Raw genomic sequence first — 15568 nt, 5'->3', positions numbered from 1 at the left:
ACGATGGCCGACAAGGCTTTGTGATTGAAGCCAGGTACTTGTTTGGCTGGTTCGCTCTGGCCGAGCGTTGACCCTGCGCTCACGTACACGCTTACCCGACGTTTCGTGCCCAGGATGCAGGGTCAACGGGCAGAAGCCAATTGGCAGTCGCAACGAGACACGCCCCGCCATGCCGAAGCACGACGGGGCGCGTCGAACTCGCCTCAGGGCAGCGGGGGAGTGTCCATCGTCAGGGTTTCGCCGCGGAAGTACGCCGGCTGGGTGGCGCGCATGGCGAGCATCAGCACGGCTCCGAAGATCAGGATGCCGAAGCCCAGATAGAACACCAGGCCGATGCCGCCGATCTCCGCACCGCTGCCGCTGGCCGTCGGATCCATGCTGACCAGAACCGATTTGACGAAAACAGACAACAGCATGACGCCACCGAGTAGCGGGAACACCAGCTTGTAGATGACGTTGTGCGCGTTGAGGAACAGTTCCTTGCGGAAGAACCAGACGCACGCGAATGCCGTGATGCCGTAATACCAGCAGATCATGATGCCAAGGGCGGCAATGGTATCCAGCAACGTGCGCTCGGACAGCAGCGTCACGACGGTGTAGAAGGCAGCGGTGACCACGCCGGCGACGACGGTGCTGTACACCGGCGACAGCGTCCGCGGGCTGACGCTGGCGAACCGCTTGGGGAAGGCGCCGTAGGTGCCCATCGCCAGCATGGTGCGGGCGGCAGGCAGCACGGTGGTCTGCAGGCTGGCGATCGACGAGGCGAATACCGCCAGCAGGAGCAGTGGTCCGCCCCACTCACCCAGCACCGGGTAGGCCAGCGCGCCGAAGACGTTCGCCGCGTTGTCCTTGTTGCCCAGGCCCAGGCCGGTGTCGCCGATACCGGCGTACATCATCACGGCGACTGCCACCAGGAGGTACGTCAGCAGAATCGACAGGACGCAGAGCAATCCGGCGCGACCGGGCACCTTGGTGGGGTCCTTGCATTCCTCACCCAGGGTCAGGCAGGTATCCCAGCCCCAGAACGCGAAGATGGAGCCGATCAGGCCGATCACGAAGGCGCTCATCGTGAGTCCGGTGAACGGGTCGAACCAATCGATGTCGAAGCTCAGGTGTCCTTCGGTCCCACTCGACCGCACAATCGCGACGATCGAGAACGTGACCAGCACGATCATCTGGAAGCCGACCAGCACATACTGCACCTTCTCGCTGGTGGTGATGCCGCGGCAGGAGATGTAGGTGGCGATGGCCAGCAGCGCGACGGTGGACCCGATGTTGATCCAGACGTTATCGGCTGACAGTGTGGCGAGCTTTTCGTTGTGGAGCACCTTGCCCAGGAACTCGTAGCCGAACTGGACGCCGATCGAGGCGAGGTTGGACAGCACGATGATGGTTGCGATCACCATGCCCCAGCCACACATCCAGCCGACATACGGGCCAAAAGCCTTGGTGGACCAGGTGAACGAGGCGCCGCAGTCAGGTGCCCGCGAGTTCAGCTCGCGGTAGGCATAGGCGGTGAGGAACATCGGGATGAAACCGGCGATGAGGATGGCCGGCATCTTCAGGCCGACCGCCGCGACGATCAGTCCGATGCTGGCTGTGAGGGTATAGCCGGGCGCCACGGTGGAGATACCGAGAATGGCTCCGGTGATGGTGCCGATCCTGCCTTCAGCGAGGCCCTTGGCGACCAGACCTTCCTCCCGCTCGACGCGGGCCAGGTCGGTGTCGGCCAGTCTTTCAGTCATTATCAGCCCCTTCATCTTTCGGTACCACGATCATCGGGACCTGCAGGACGCGCAGCATTTTTGCCGCGGTGGATCCCAGGAAGAGCCGGCGGGGCTGCGCGAGCCGACTGGACCCGACCATGATGACGTCGCCGTCGTGCCAGCCGAGTTTGTTGACAGCGTCCTCGACGCCCGCGCCGGTGGCCACGCGAGAGCTGACCGGAATGCCTTCCGGCAGGAAGGCTTTCGCTTGGTCGAGGGCGTTCTGTGCGTGCTGCTGTGCCAGTTCCAGATCGTCGGCGTCGTCGACGGCGACCAGCGACACCAGACGCAGCGGTGTCTCGGTGTCCCGGCAGAGTCGCAGGGCGGCATCCAAGAGCAGCTTGGCTCCCGGGCGGGTGCCGACGGCACAGGTGACTTCGCGAATCCGATCGTTGCGCTTCAGGCGGGCGCCGCGGGGTGCGATGACCACCGGAATCGGCGACGCGTGGACCAGATCGTTGACCACCGAGCCCAGGGACAGCGATCCGGCGATCCCGCCGCCGGCGCCGCCGACCACCAGGGCCTCGGCGCCCACGGCCTCCGCCGCCGCGATCAGGCCCGCGGTGCTGGATTCGTCGAAGCTCAGATGAGTGGTCACCGTGAGGTCGTTCTGGACTCCGGCCGCGGCTGCGGCGAGCCAGCTTTCGGCTTCGCGCTGCAGGATGCCCCCGGGCGTGGTGGCCAGTGGCGAACGGTCGCTGGGCAGCACCATGCACAGATCGAGCTGTGCGCCGAGGGTGCGGGCGATCTGCTCGCCGACGGCGACGGCGTCGTCACCGCCCGGCGTGGCGAGATACGCGACGGCGATTCGTGGATTGCTCACAGACCTAACCTTCTTCGCAGTCGGAGGACATGTGGCAGGCCTTGGGCGGCGTCGGTGCCACATCGATCGAGGGGTTGCGGTCGAAGAAGCCGACCGGCTTGAGCCAGAAGTTGACGGTGTCCACCGGCATGATCGGCCAGTCCTCCGGCCGCGTGATGTGGTGGATGCCGAACACGTACCACAGCACGACGTCGGTGTTCTCGATCGAGCGGTTCGCCTCGGTCCACATCGGCAGGCCGGTGTCTTCCTTGCTCTGCGTGACGAATTCGCCTGCGGGCCAACGCTCATCGGGAGAGTTGGGAGTCACCCATACGGTGTGCTCGATGGCCCGGCAACGCGCCAGGATCGGTGAGTTCGGATCGAACATGGCCGGGAACGCGCCGCCGGGCACGAGCTTGTAGGCCGGCGCGGTGCCGATGCCGTTGCGGACGTTGTCGTTGACGACCTTCCACGCCCGCTGGGTCTGGAAGTTCATGTCCTGCTTGCCCTCGGCCTCGGTGCGCAGCGGGGTGTTGCGCTGCCGCAGCGACAGCCCGTACGGGTTGTCCGGCCCCATCGGTTCGATCTCGGTCTCGCTGGCGTACACCGTATTCTCGGTGCCGTCGACGTCGAGGTCGAGTCGGGCGACCAGGAAGTGCTGGTGGTAGGGCGCGTAGGTGCGGTTGTCGACCAGCGTGCCGTGCGGGTGGGCCTGGCCCTCCGGGAAGTTGCTCACCACCATGATTCCCGTTGCGCGGACCTCACATTCGATGTTGCCGTCCTGGTAGAAGCGCCAGTAGGTGAGGTACTCGTAGTTGGCGACGGTGACGTGGAACGACACCGTGAGCCGGCGCATGCGGCGCACTTCGGCACCGCCGTGGTGGTCGACGTGCTTCCACAGCACGGCGTTGTCTTCTTCGTGGATACAGATGGCGTTCTTGATCGTGTACGGCTCGCCCTTGCTGTTGTGCAGCACGGCGTCCAGGTAGCGGATCTCGCCGAGACAGTCACAACCCAGCTCCAGCGAGGTGGTCATGAAGCCGATGCCCCACTCGCCGATGTCGAAAGCCGTTCGGCGGTAATGGTCGACGCAGTGATCGCGGTAGGGAACCATCATCTCGGCGAACGACATCCGGTTGGCCACCGACCGCACGTCACCGTTGTCGTTGTAGCTCACCGCGTGCAGCGTCATGCCCTCGCGGTAGTTGAATCCGACGCGCAGCGACCAGTTCTGCCACTTCAGCAGATTGCCCTCCAGGGTGAACGAAACACCCTCGGGCTGAGTGATGTTCAGGGGCTGCAACGGTTCCCGGGTGCTCGCCTTGCGGATGCGCTCGGGAATGTGCTGCGGCACATACTCACCCATCATCTCCGGCCGATCGACGGTGAAGGTGTCCTCGATCTCCAGCAGTTCCATGGTGTTCATGTCGATGACACAGTGGAATCCATTGACCGGGCCGGCGTAGGGGTTGGCGCCGTCGGCGGCACGCACCCAGGTGTCGGTCCAGCCCAGGCGGCGGTCCTTGTACTTGTCCGGCATCACCACCTCGCCGTAGGTCCAGGTGTCCATGAACACCAGTTCCATGTCCGTGATGCCGCGCTTGGCCAGGGCCGCAATGACTTCCGGGTGCTTGCGCAGCACCTCGTCGGCCTCTTCCCACTCGTCGACGGTGAAGTTGGGCTGCACGCCGGGGATGTGGTCCCACGACAGCACCGACCCGGCGGTCAACGACACCACGCTCTTGTAGGTGTGGTTGTTCGAGGTGTCGAGCACCGTCGCCAGCGCGCGACGGTCCGGGGCTGCGCCGGTGGCGTCGAATGCGGCCACCTCAGCCTTGGCGGGTTCGATCATCTCGATGGAGGTGTACCGCCAGCCGTCCCCGACGCCGTGCGCGGCCGCGAGAATTTCGGCGACCTTGGCGAATTCGGCTGCGGTCAGCGGGTCGAGGGGGTGGAAGGTGTCGGGCATCGGTGCGGCTCCTGTCGGCAGGGTGGGGTTCGAGTCGGCGGGCGAACGAAAGAGGTGGACGGATCAGTCGTGGGCACTCATGACGTGCTTGATCCGGGTGTAGTCCTCGACACCGTAGATCGACAGGTCCTTGCCGTAGCCGGACTGCTTGAAACCGCCGTGCGGCATCTCGGCGGTCAGCATGATGTGGCAGTTGATCCACACACACCCGAAATCGAGTGCGCGGGTGAACTTCTCGGCGGTGGCGTGATCCTTGGTCCACACGCTGGACGCCAACGCGAAACGCACGCCGTTGGCGAGTTCGATGGCCTCTTCGTCGGTCGAGAACGGCTGGACGGTGAGGACGGGGGCGAAGGTTTCTTCCTGGACGATCGCGTCGTCCTGGTGGACGCCGCTGATGATCGTCGGCTCGATGTAGAAACCCTTGTCGCCCCACTGCTTTCCGCCGGTGACGACGGTGGCGTGCGGCGGCAGGCTCTCGAGCTTCTTGATCACGGTGTTGAAGTGGTTGATGTTGTTCATGGGCCCGTAGAACGCGTCAGGGTCGTCGGGCAGGCCGGGACGCAGGTTCTGCGCGGCCGCCGCGAGCGCGGCGACGAACTCGTCGTGGATGGACTCGTGCACGATCACGCGGGTCGCCGCGGTGCAGTCCTGACCGGCGTTGAAACAGCCGCCCTCGGCGATGCCGGCCGCAGCCTTGGCGATGTCGACGTCGGGGAAGACCACCACCGGTGCCTTGCCGCCCAGTTCCAGGTGGCTGCGCTTGAGCTGCTTGGCCGCCGACTCCGCGACGGCAATGCCCGCCCGCACCGAGCCGGTGATCGAAACCAGGCCGGGCACAGGGTGTTCGACCAGTGCCGCGCCGGTCTCACCGGTGCCCAGGATGACGTTCAATACGCCGTCGGGCAGGATGCCCTGGCTCAGCCGCGCCAGCACCAGGGTGCTCTCCGGGGTGGTGTCGCTGGGCTTGAGGACGACGGTGTTGCCCGTCGCCAGCGCGGGGCCGATCTTCCAGATGGCCATCAGGAAGGGGAAGTTCCAGGGCGCCACCTGGCCGACGACACCGATCGGTTCGCGGCGGACGTACGAGGTGTAGCCCTCCAGGTACTCGCCGGCGGACAGGCCGTGCACCATGCGGGCGGCGCCTGCGAAGAAACGGAGCTGGTTCGCGCCGGCGATGGCTTCTTCGGCGCGCACGATGGCCTTGGGCTGGCCGGTGTTGCGGCACTGGGCCTCGACGATCTCGTCGGCGTGCGCCTCGATGGCGTCGGCGAGCTTGAGCAGTGCGGCCTGGCGGTCGCCGGGGGTGCTGCGTCCCCAGGTCTGGAAGGCGCGTTCGGCGGCTGTGACCGCTGCATCTACGTCGGCACGGTTGGAGACCGGCGAACGTCCCACCACGGATTCGTCGACCGGGCTGATCAGGTCGATTGTTTCCGACGATGACGACGCCACAAATTGCCCGTCAATGTAGTTCTGCAGTGTTTCGATCGACATCGCGCCGTCCTCGTGTGAAGTTGGTCAGACAACTGGCTGCCCAAGTGTGCGCCAGGACACACCCCTCAGCATCGGACAATCAGGGGATTTTCGGCGGAGTTTTTCGACATTCTGTACATTCATGCCGGTGACGGTTCCGGTGCGATGGGTGCTGGACCAAGCTGATCTGCGGATCCGGCTGCGCGGGGGCGCCGGCGGTGTCGGCAGCGAGATCAGCTTGGTGCTGACCACCGAATTGGCTGACCCGGCCAAGTGGCTGTCCGGTGGCGAGCTGGTGCTGACCACCGGCATCGGTCTGCCGCCCGCCTCTGCCGACCGGCGGCGCTATCTCCAACTCCTGCACGAAAGTGGCGTTGCCGGCGTCGGATTCGGTATCGGGCTGACCTTCAACGAGGTGCCCGACGAGCTGGTGTCCGCCGCCGAGGAGCTGGGTCTGCCGCTGCTGGAGATTCCGTTGCGGACACCTTTCGCGGCCGTCGTACAGCGGGTCAGTTCGCGGATCGCGGCGCTGCAGTACGACGCGGTGCTGCGGGCGTCGCGGGCACAGCCGCGGATCACGCGAGCGGTCGTGAGCGGCGGCCCGCAAGAGGTCGCCGCCGAACTGGGCCGCGCGCTGCGGGCCAGTGTCGTGGTGCTGGACCCGGCCGGCACGGTGATCGCGTCCCACCCGCGCAATCTCAACGTCACCACTGTCAACCTGGTGCGCGATGCCATCGAGCCCGGTGCCGCGTCGGCCGTCGCGGTGCTCGCCGAAGGCGTCACCGTCGCCCAGCAATCCATCCGTGTCGGTGGCCGCTCACACGGCGTGCTCGGCGTGGTCAGCGAAACGGCGTTGAGCCCGGTCGACCAGGTGCTGTTGGGCCACGCAAACTCCTTGCTCGCACTGGATTTCGAGAAACCGGTGCGACTGAAGGAGGCGCAGCAGCGACTCAATGAGCAGGCGCTGGGCCTGATCCTCACCGGTGAATTCAACCTGGAGCCGGCCTGGGCGCAACTGGCTCAGGCCGCCGACCACCGGGGCCGGATCAGGGTGCTGGCCGTCCAGGCCGATGCCGACTCCAGCGCCGAGGCCGACACCGCGAACCTGCTGAAGAAGGTGAGTGCGGCGATCCTGGATCGCCTGGACCAGGCAGGTCAGTCGGCATTCGTGCATTGCGCCGACAAGTGGCTGGCGGTGCTGTTGCCGGGAGCGGAGGCGGACGAGATTGCCGCGGCACTGCTGGCGGGCATCAATCCAGCGCTGCGCCGGACCATCCGGATGGGGCTCAGCGGGATTCAGCCGCTGGCCAAACTGGCCGAGGCCGTCGACAACGCCCGGCTGGCGGCATCCGTCGCGGAATGTGGTCGGCCTCCGCTCGAATTCTCCGCGCTGGCCGGCAGTGCGTTGCTGGCTTTCGGGGAGAGCCGGGAGGTGTTGGTTGCGCTCGGGGCGGCCGTGCTGACCCCCGTCCTCGACCACGACGCCGAGTTCGGCACGGGGTTGCTCACGTCGCTGCGCGCATACCTGGAAGCCAACGGGCACTGGGAATCCGCGGCCGCGGCGGTCGGGGTGCACCGGCACACGATGCGCAAGCGCATCGAAACCGCCGAGGCGCTGCTCGGTTGCGATCTGGCGGTCGCCCGGGTCCGCGCCGAGCTGCTGCTCGCGATCTTGGCGCGGACGCCGGGCGACTGATCAACCCACCGGCGCGGGGGAGTGCTGCTCGGTTGACGCCACCGTCCTGTGCTGGGGCCGCAGCGGCCACCAGAACCACCGGCCCAGCAGCGCCGCGATGGACGGCGTCATCAACGACCGAACGATCAATGTGTCGAACAACAATCCGAGTCCGATGGTGGTGCCGGCCTGACCGATCGAGCTCAGATCGCTGGCTGCCATGGACATCATGGTGAAGGCGAACACCAAGCCGGCTGTCGTCACGACACTCCCGGTCTCACCCATCGAGCGGATGATGCCGGTTTTCAGTCCCGCGCCGATTTCCTCCTGGAACCGGGACACCAGCAGCAGGTTGTAGTCGGAGCCGACCGCCAGCAGGATGATCAGCCCGAAAACGGGAGCGATCCAGTTCAATTCGAGACCCAACAGGTCCTGCCATACCAGTACCGACAGCCCGAACGCGGCGCCCAGTGACAGCAGCACGGTGCCGACGATCACCAGCGACGCGACCAGTGCCCGGGTGATCAGCAGCATGACGACGAAGATCAGGGTCAGCGCGGCGGTCCCGACGATCAACAGGTCGTACTGCGAGCCCGACTGGATGTCGCGATAGATCGCGGCGGTACCGGCGAGGTAGAACTTGGCGTCGGTGAGCGACGATCCCTTCACCGATTGATGTGCCGCGTCGAGCGTGGGCAGGACCGCATCGATGCCGTCCGGGGTCGCCGGGTCGGCGGCATGGGTGATGATGAAGCGTGCGGCCGTGCCGTCCGGCGAGAGGAAGAGCTTCAGTCCCCGCTGAAAGTCCGGATTGTCGAACGCTTCTGGCGGCAGGTAGAAGTAGTCGCCGCTGCGCGACGCATCGAATGCCTGGCCCATGGCACTGGCGGTGTCGGTCATCGCGGACATCTGGCTGATCAGGCCGGAGAAGCTGCTGTGCAGCGTGAGCAGGGTGCCGCGCATGGACTCCACCGTCGTGATCATCGGCGGGAATTGCGCCTTCATCGTGGGCAGCAGCGCCACGGTGCTGTCCATGTCGTTGCCCAGTGTGGCCATGTCCGAACTGAACGTGTCCACGTTGTCGATCGCGTCGAAGACCGATCTGGTTGCCGCGCAGACCGGGATGTCGGTGCAGTGCTGCTCCCAGTAGAAGTAATTGCGCAGCGGCCGCGCGAAATCATCGAAATCCGCCAGATGGTCACGGAGTTCGTTCAGCGTCGTGTGCATCTGGTGCACGTCTGTCGCCAGGTGCGCGGTGGTGCCACTCATCTGCTCCACCAGCGCCTGCAGTCGCTTCATCGGTCCGATCAGACCACCGAGATCGTCACTCATCTTCAGGATGTCGCCCATGCGGTCCTTCATGATCTGCAGGTTCTGCTGGATCGGAATCGATTGGGCACTGACCTGGAAGGGAATGGACGTGTGCTCGGTCGGGCCGCCGAATGGCCGGGTGATGCTCTGCACCATGGCAATTCCCGGCAGCTTGAAGATGTCCTTGGCCAGCTTGTCCAGGATGATCATGTCGGCGCTGTTGCGCATGTCGTGATCGGTCTCGACCATCAGGATGTCGGGATTCATTGTGGCAGCGCTGAAATGGCGTTCGGCGGCCTGGTATCCGACATTCGACGGCAGGTCACCGGGGATGTAGAAGCGATCGTTGAAGCTCAGTTTCATGGTCGGCATGAACATGATTCCGACGAGGGCGACCAGGAGAGACGCCACGAAGATCGGCGCCGGCCACCGCACCGTGGCGGTGCCGATACGCCGCCAGCCCTTCGTCTTGGCCTTCCGCTTCGGTTCGAGCAGGCCGCGGCGGGTGGCGACCGCCAGCACGGCCGGCGCGGCGGTCATCGCGCCCGCGACGACGACGAGCAGCCCGAGCGCGGACGGAATGCCCAATGCCTTGAAGTACGACAGCCGCGCCAGGTGCAGGCACAGCGTGGCTCCGGCGATGGTCAGTCCCGAGCCCAGGATGATGTGGGCCGTGCCGCGAAACATGGTGTAGTAGGCCGCTTCCGGGTCCTGCCCGGCCTGGCGTGCCTCGTGGTAGCGACCCACCAGGAATATGGCGTAGTCGGTTCCCGCTGCGATGGCCAGCGAAGACAGCATGGCCACCACGAACGTCGAGAAGTCCAGCAGGTTGTGGTTTCCGAGCAGCGCGATCAGGCCCCTGGCGGTGCCCATCTCGAAGCCGACCATGACCAGCACGAGCACCACGGTGGCGGCGGAGCGATAGGCCAGGGCCAGCATGATGATGATGACGACGCCCGTCACCCCCATCATCACGAGCATGCTCTTGTCGGCAGCTTCGTTCATGTCGGTGGTCAGCGGCGCCGGCCCGGTGACGTAGACCCTCAGGCCCGGGGGAGGCGCCTGGTGGTCGACGATTTCCCGGACGCGATCGACCGACGCGTTACCCAGGGTGCTGCCCTGGTCGCCGGCGAGGTTGAGTTGGACGTAGGCGGCCTTGCCGTCGCGGCTCTGCACACCTGCCGCGGTGAGCGGGTCGCCCCACACGTCCTGGACGTGCTGGACGTGCTGGGGGTCCGCCTGCAGCGCCTGCACCAGGCCGTCGTAATAACGGTGGGCGTCGGCGCCGAGTTTCTCGGCGCCCTCCAGGACGATCATCGCGATGCTGTCAGAATCCGATTCGTGGTACGTCGCGCCGATCTTCTTGGCGGCGATCAACGCCGGTGCATCCTGCGGCGACATCGTCACCGCATGGTCTCGGGCGACCGATTCGATCTGCGGCACAAGCACATTCAGGCCGACCGTGAGCAGCAGCCAGCCGATGATGATCGGCCAGGCGAACCTGCGGATGAACCGCATGTACGCCGGCGGGGTGCTGTTGTTGTGGCCGCTCATGCGTTCTTCACCAGACATGAGGTTTGGGCGTGGCGTCCGGTCGAGGACTGCTCCTGGTGGGTCTCGCCGTCGACGGTGATGCGGCACCCGAGTCGGTTGCCGTCACCTTGCGCCACCACGCTCGCGATCGTGGCCGGCGCCGTCGTGCTGATCGTGACGGTCCACGGCAGGCTCGTGAAGCTCGCCTGCACCGGCTGGGCGTTCTGATCGAGGAAGTTGACGCTGCCCGCGGTGTCGCTGGGGCCGAAAACCTCATAGACCACCTGCTTGACGTGCGTGGGCTCGAGTGGTTCGGCGCCACTGCCGGTCGTGGTGAAGACCGGCTCGGAGCCGAAGGCGCCACGCAGTTGGGTGACCGCCACCGCGCCGAGCGCGACGGCCACCACGGCCACGGTGGGCACCCAGATTCTCGCCAGGACGGTTGGCATCGTTGTTTCCCTTCACCGGTGTGCTGGTTATCGCGTGAATGGGGCAGCGTGTAGACCGCATCACGATCAGCACACCCATACCCCATGGGGTATACCCAACGCGGCCAACGTACCATACCCCCTAGGGTATTAAAATGGTGCCGTGATGCGCGGCACAACTCCATTGGCTGATACCCCTAGGGGTATGCTATAAACGAAGGGAACGGCCCGGGGCGGCGCGCCCGATCGGATCGAATGACCAAGGAGTGCAACGTGGCCAGTGAACAAGACGGCGAACCGACAGCGGTGACCATGTGGCTGGACCCGGTCTGCCCGTTCACCTGGAACACGGCCCGCTGGTTGCAGGCCGCGGCTGAGGCCGGCGTGGCTGCGATCGATTGGCGGCTACTGAATCTCGCTGTGCTCAACGAGGGGCGGGAACTGCCTGCCCCGCAGCAGGCCCGGATGGCCGACTCGCGTCGGGTCGGCCGGCTGATGGCCGCCATCCGCCGGGACGTGGGCGTCGAAGCGTTGGTGACCGCCTACTTCACTTTCGGCGAGGCCTATTTCGATCACTCGGCGCCGGTCGACCAGGCGCTGGCAGCCAAGGTCCTGGCCGCCGTCGGGGCTGCGGAGATCACGCCGGCCGTGCTCGACGATGACTCGCTGGACGAGCTCATCGCCCAGTCGCATCAGGCCGCACAGGACGCCTACGGCGCCACCGGGGGCAGCCCGCTGCTGACCATCAACAGTCACACCTTCTTCGGGCCGGTCTTCACCGAGTTGCCGGCGCTCGAATCTGTGGCATCCGATTTCGCGGCGGTGGTCACCCTGACCGCCATGCCGCAGTTCACCCAGATCGAGCGTCCGCGCGTCCACTGAAAGGCTCGAAGATGTGTCACCCCAAGCGTTGTTCGGTGTGCGGCAAGACCACCTGGTCGGGCTGCGGGATGCACGTGGATGCGGTCAAGGCCGCGGTGCCCCCCGACCAGTGGTGCGAAGGGCACCCCAAATCCGATCGACCATCCCGCATGAAGTTCTGGAGGTAGCAGCATGAAAAACAGCAAGTTGGTCATCCTCGGCGCCGGTATCGGTGGCCTGTCCGTCGTCAAGGAACTCGCCGAATCCGGTGTGGCCCTTGATGATCTCGACGTCACCATCGTCGACGAAGATTTCTCGCACTTCCTCGGTTTCACCCTGCCGTGGGTGCTGCGCGGTTGGCGCGAGGAAGGCACCGTGCCCATCGAACCCACGGTTTCCGCCCTGCGCGGCGTCAACACCGTCACCGGAACCGTTGCCGACGTGGATCATTCGGCCCGCATGGTCAAGTTGGCCGACGGCACCGACATCGCCTTCGATGCATTGATCATCGCCACCGGTGCCCGCAATGTCATCGACAAGGTTCCGGGTCTGCGGGACGCCGTCGACGCCGGATCGGCCGTGCACTACTACAGCGCTGACGCCGCGGCTGCCGCGCACACCGCGCTGGAGCAATTCTCCGGTGGCAGGCTCGTCTTCCTGGTCACGTCGTTGCCGTACCGCTGTCCCGTCGCGCCCTACGAGGGTGCGCTGCTGGCCGCAGACCTGTTGCGTGACAACGGCCATCGTGAGTCGACCGACATCACGGTGTACACCCCGGAAAAGCAGCCCATGCCGTCGGCGGGGCCGTACGCCGGGCTGGAACTGGTGGAGATGTTGGGCGCCAACAACATTGCTTTCCATGGCGAGCATGCGGTCGAACGCATCGACGCCGAGCAGAAGGTGATCCACTTCGCCGACGGCGCCAGTGCCGAGTTCGACCTGCTGGTGTTCGTCCCGCCGCACGAGCCGGCCGTGACGCTCGACGGCGTGGGCTGGATCGCCGTCGACACCGATATGGCCACCGGGTACCCGGGCATCTTCGCCATCGGTGACACCGCCGCGGTGAACGCGGAGTCCGGTCGGACGGTGCCCAAGGCGGCGATCTTCGCCAAGAACGGGGCAAAGGCCGCTGCCCGCAATGCCCTGCACTACCTCGGCCGGGTCGACGACGGCGCCGCGCTATCGGGCGAGGGCTACTGCTACATCGACGTCGGTGGGCACGTCTCGGCGCAGGGCAAGGGCAACTTCTTTGCGATGCCGCATCCGGCGATCCATCTGACCGAGCCGTCCGAATTGCTGCACCACGACAAGCAGGCCGAAGAAGACGAATGGCGGGCGCTGTGGGAGCGCGCCGCCGTGCCGGCCGGCCGCTGATACCCTGTGGGGTATCAGCGGATTGGGCCGGAAAACTAACGAAAGGTAGGTGCGACATGGTCGGTGATGAAGAGGCCATGGCCGCCGTCCTGGCCCGGTTGCGTCGGGCGCAGGGGCAGTTGGCCGGGGTCATCTCGATGATCGAGCAGGGCCGCGAGTGCAAGGACATCGTCACGCAACTGGCGGCGGTGTCGAAGGCGCTGGACCGCGCCGGGTTCAAGATCGTCGCCACCGGCCTGCGCGAATGCCTGGCCGGGAACGCCGAGGATGGTCGTGCGCCGATGACCGAGGCCGAGCTGGAGAAGCTGTTCCTGTCGTTGGCCTAGCTGCGCTGTCCAGCGGATCAGGCGCTCGGTCGCTTGATGATGGTGAGCAACTGATCGATCTGCGTGAACTTGGTGAAAGTGTCTGCGGCACACCCATTGGGGTCTTCCTGCTAGCTGCAATACGGAATGGGTGCCTGCCGTAGCGACTTTTGCCTGCTCAGAGCCGACGATTGAGTCAGTCCGAAAACGGACGAGCACTCTGACAGAAGGCGCCGATCATGAAGAACCCGATCAAGTTCATCGCTCCCGGACTGGCCGCGGCCGGCATTGCCGGCGCGCTCCTGCTGGCGCCGATCGCCAGTGCCGACACCAACCCGCTGGTGCCCAACGGGACCGATCCGCATTCGTCGTACGTGCTGGGCGAGCACTTCTCCAACCACGACGAGGCCAACCAGACCGCGGGCAGCTTGGACACCCCGTTCTGATCGTGCCGAGTTGGCCTGGCTCCGTCCGCCACCCACCGTGGGTGGCGGACGGAGCCATTTCTGGCTGTCTGGCGTGGATGGCTTGCGGGCCACGGTGGTGGCAAATCGTGGGGGCTCGGATATGAAACTTGGTCCGTGGGGCGTGTCTGCCCTATCTCGGGGGGCTACCCGGCCTGTTGCTCACCCATACCCAACGCCAACCCGTAAGCTCGATTATGTGCAGCGACGGATCATGGGAATCGAGACCGAGTTTGGCGTGACCTGCACGTTTCATGGTCACCGCCGGCTCAGCCCGGACGAGGTAGCGCGGTATCTGTTCCGGCGAGTGGTGTCCTGGGGCCGCAGTTCCAACGTCTTTCTCCGGAACGGCGCGCGCCTGTACCTGGATGTGGGTAGCCACCCCGAGTACGCGACGGCCGAATGCGACAACCTGGCGCAGCTGGTCACCCACGACCGCGCCGGTGAGCGCGTGCTGGAAGACCTGCTGGTCGACGCCGAGCAGCGGCTGGCCGACGAGGGCATCGGCGGCGACATCTACCTGTTCAAGAACAACACCGATTCGGCCGGCAACTCCTACGGTTGCCACGAGAACTACCTGATCGTGCGGGCCGGCGAGTTCTCCCGGATCTCCGACGTACTGCTGCCGTTCCTGGTCACGCGCCAGCTGATCTGCGGCGCCGGCAAGGTGCTGCAGACCCCGAAGGCCGCGACCTTCTGTCTGAGTCAGCGGGCCGAGCACATCTGGGAGGGCGTCTCCAGCGCCACGACGCGCTCGCGGCCGATCATCAACACCCGCGACGAGCCGCACGCCGACGCCGAGAAGTACCGCCGGCTGCACGTCATCGTCGGCGACTCCAACATGTGCGAGGCCACCACCATGCTCAAGGTGGGCAGCGCCTCGTTGGTGCTGGAAATGATCGAGGCAGGCGTCCCGTTCCGGGACTTCTCACTGGACAACCCGATTCGGGCCATCCGCGAGGTCAGCCACGACCTGACCGGGCGCCGCGCCGTGCGGCTGGCGGGCGGACGGCAGGCCTCGGCGCTGGACATTCAGCGCGAATACCACTCGCGCGCCATCGATTACCTGCAGACCCGCGAGCCCAACGTGCAGCTCGAGCAGGTCGTCGACCTGTGGGGCCGGCAGCTCGACGCTGTCGAGAGCCAGGACTTCGCCAAGGTCGACACCGAGATCGACTGGGTGATCAAGCGGAAGCTGTTCCAGCGCTACCAGGATCGCTACAGCATGGAACTGTCCGATCCCAAGATCGCCCAGCTGGATCTGGCGTATCACGACATCAAGCGTGGTCGCGGCGTGTTCGACCTGTTGCAGCGCAAGGGATTGGCCGCCCGGATCACCACCGACGAGGAGATCGACGCGGCGGTCAACACGCCGCCGCAGACCACCCGGGCCAAGCTGCGCGGCGAATTCATCACGGCGGCACAGGAAGCCGGGCGCGACTTCACCGTCGACTGGGTGCACCTCAAGCTCAACGACCAGGCACAGCGCACCGTGCTGTGCAAAGACCCATTCCGGTCGGTCGACGAGCGGGTGAACCGGCTGATCGCCAGCATGTGACGGTCGCGTCCGTCGCGGCGGGCGCGCCGATAACAGGGCAGCCCACAGC

Annotated in this window: 12 protein-coding genes; 6 read left to right on the top strand and 6 right to left on the bottom strand. The window is 65.8% G+C overall.

Going from position 1 to position 15568, the window contains the following annotated elements; genetic code table 11:
• Positions 1-203: 203 nt before the first annotated feature.
• The 4 genes from ACNO8X_RS20455 to ACNO8X_RS20440 form a co-directional block, all read right to left on the bottom strand.
• Positions 204-1745, bottom strand: a complete 1542-nt coding sequence (locus tag ACNO8X_RS20455) for an APC family permease (protein WP_418002472.1) — start codon at positions 1743-1745, stop codon at positions 204-206.
• Entirely contained in the window at positions 1738-2652 is a 915-nt protein-coding gene (locus tag ACNO8X_RS20450; protein ID WP_418002471.1) for a universal stress protein, read from the bottom strand. Before ACNO8X_RS20450 ends, ACNO8X_RS20455 begins: the two co-directional genes overlap by 8 nt.
• The gene (locus ACNO8X_RS20445) at positions 2594-4537 is read right to left on the bottom strand and encodes a primary-amine oxidase (RefSeq protein WP_418002470.1); all 1944 of its coding nucleotides are present in this window, start codon (positions 4535-4537) and stop codon (positions 2594-2596) included. The genes ACNO8X_RS20450 and ACNO8X_RS20445 overlap by 59 nt, the downstream gene beginning before the upstream one ends.
• Positions 4538-4600: 63 nt before the next feature.
• On the bottom strand, positions 4601-6031 hold the full coding sequence (locus ACNO8X_RS20440) for a gamma-aminobutyraldehyde dehydrogenase (protein ID WP_418002469.1): 1431 nt from the start codon (positions 6029-6031) through the stop codon (positions 4601-4603).
• A gap of 139 nt (positions 6032-6170) precedes the next feature.
• Here ACNO8X_RS20440 and ACNO8X_RS20435 point away from each other — a divergent pair, with 139 nt between their 5' ends.
• Entirely contained in the window at positions 6171-7706 is a 1536-nt protein-coding gene (locus ACNO8X_RS20435; RefSeq protein ID WP_418005977.1) for a PucR family transcriptional regulator, read from the top strand.
• Here ACNO8X_RS20435 and ACNO8X_RS20430 read toward each other — a convergent pair whose 3' ends face one another.
• Both ACNO8X_RS20430 and ACNO8X_RS20425 read right to left on the bottom strand, forming a co-directional pair.
• Entirely contained in the window at positions 7707-10550 is a 2844-nt protein-coding gene (locus ACNO8X_RS20430; protein ID WP_418002468.1) for an RND family transporter, read from the bottom strand.
• Positions 10547-10978, bottom strand: a complete 432-nt coding sequence (locus ACNO8X_RS20425) for an MmpS family transport accessory protein (protein WP_418002467.1) — start codon at positions 10976-10978, stop codon at positions 10547-10549. The genes ACNO8X_RS20430 and ACNO8X_RS20425 overlap by 4 nt, the downstream gene beginning before the upstream one ends.
• A 291-nt stretch (positions 10979-11269) precedes the next feature.
• Here ACNO8X_RS20425 and ACNO8X_RS20420 point away from each other — a divergent pair, with 291 nt between their 5' ends.
• The 5 genes from ACNO8X_RS20420 (at position 11270) to pafA (ending at position 15519) form a co-directional block, all read left to right on the top strand.
• Entirely contained in the window at positions 11270-11839 is a 570-nt protein-coding gene (locus tag ACNO8X_RS20420) for a hypothetical protein (RefSeq protein WP_418005976.1), read from the top strand.
• Between the two features lie 171 nt (positions 11840-12010).
• Positions 12011-13192, top strand: a complete 1182-nt coding sequence (locus tag ACNO8X_RS20415) for an NAD(P)/FAD-dependent oxidoreductase (RefSeq protein WP_418002466.1) — start codon at positions 12011-12013, stop codon at positions 13190-13192.
• 56 nt (positions 13193-13248) lie between these two features.
• On the top strand, positions 13249-13518 hold the full coding sequence (locus ACNO8X_RS20410) for a metal-sensitive transcriptional regulator (protein WP_043393193.1): 270 nt from the start codon (positions 13249-13251) through the stop codon (positions 13516-13518).
• A gap of 218 nt (positions 13519-13736) precedes the next feature.
• Positions 13737-13943, top strand: a complete 207-nt coding sequence (locus ACNO8X_RS20405; protein ID WP_133762603.1) for a hypothetical protein — start codon at positions 13737-13739, stop codon at positions 13941-13943.
• 217 nt (positions 13944-14160) lie between these two features.
• Positions 14161-15519 carry a Pup--protein ligase gene (gene pafA, locus ACNO8X_RS20400; RefSeq protein WP_110789119.1) on the top strand — a complete coding sequence of 453 codons (1359 nt, stop codon included), beginning with the start codon at positions 14161-14163 and terminating at the stop codon, positions 15517-15519.
• Positions 15520-15568 lie beyond the last annotated feature (49 nt).

The organism is Mycobacterium sp. PDNC021, assembly GCF_048282635.1.
Lineage (GTDB): Bacteria > Actinomycetota > Actinomycetes > Mycobacteriales > Mycobacteriaceae > Mycobacterium > Mycobacterium llatzerense.
Note: the sequence above shows the minus strand (reverse complement) of the source record. Positions and strands in the feature narration are given on the sequence as shown.

Coding starts and splice junctions, on each gene's coding strand:
- ACNO8X_RS20455 (WP_418002472.1), bottom strand. CDS start 1,745: ATGACTGAAAGACTGGCCGACACCGACCTGGCCCGCGTCGAGCGGGAG.
- ACNO8X_RS20450 (WP_418002471.1), bottom strand. CDS start 2,652: ATGTGGCACCGACGCCGCCCAAGGCCTGCCACATGTCCTCCGACTGCG.
- ACNO8X_RS20445 (WP_418002470.1), bottom strand. CDS start 4,537: ATGCCCGACACCTTCCACCCCCTCGACCCGCTGACCGCAGCCGAATTC.
- ACNO8X_RS20440 (WP_418002469.1), bottom strand. CDS start 6,031: ATGTCGATCGAAACACTGCAGAACTACATTGACGGGCAATTTGTGGCG.
- ACNO8X_RS20430 (WP_418002468.1), bottom strand. CDS start 10,550: ATGAGCGGCCACAACAACAGCACCCCGCCGGCGTACATGCGGTTCATC.
- ACNO8X_RS20425 (WP_418002467.1), bottom strand. CDS start 10,978: ATGCCAACCGTCCTGGCGAGAATCTGGGTGCCCACCGTGGCCGTGGTG.
- ACNO8X_RS20420 (WP_418005976.1), top strand. CDS start 11,270: ATGTGGCTGGACCCGGTCTGCCCGTTCACCTGGAACACGGCCCGCTGG.
- ACNO8X_RS20415 (WP_418002466.1), top strand. CDS start 12,011: ATGAAAAACAGCAAGTTGGTCATCCTCGGCGCCGGTATCGGTGGCCTG.
- ACNO8X_RS20410 (WP_043393193.1), top strand. CDS start 13,249: ATGGTCGGTGATGAAGAGGCCATGGCCGCCGTCCTGGCCCGGTTGCGT.
- ACNO8X_RS20405 (WP_133762603.1), top strand. CDS start 13,737: ATGAAGAACCCGATCAAGTTCATCGCTCCCGGACTGGCCGCGGCCGGC.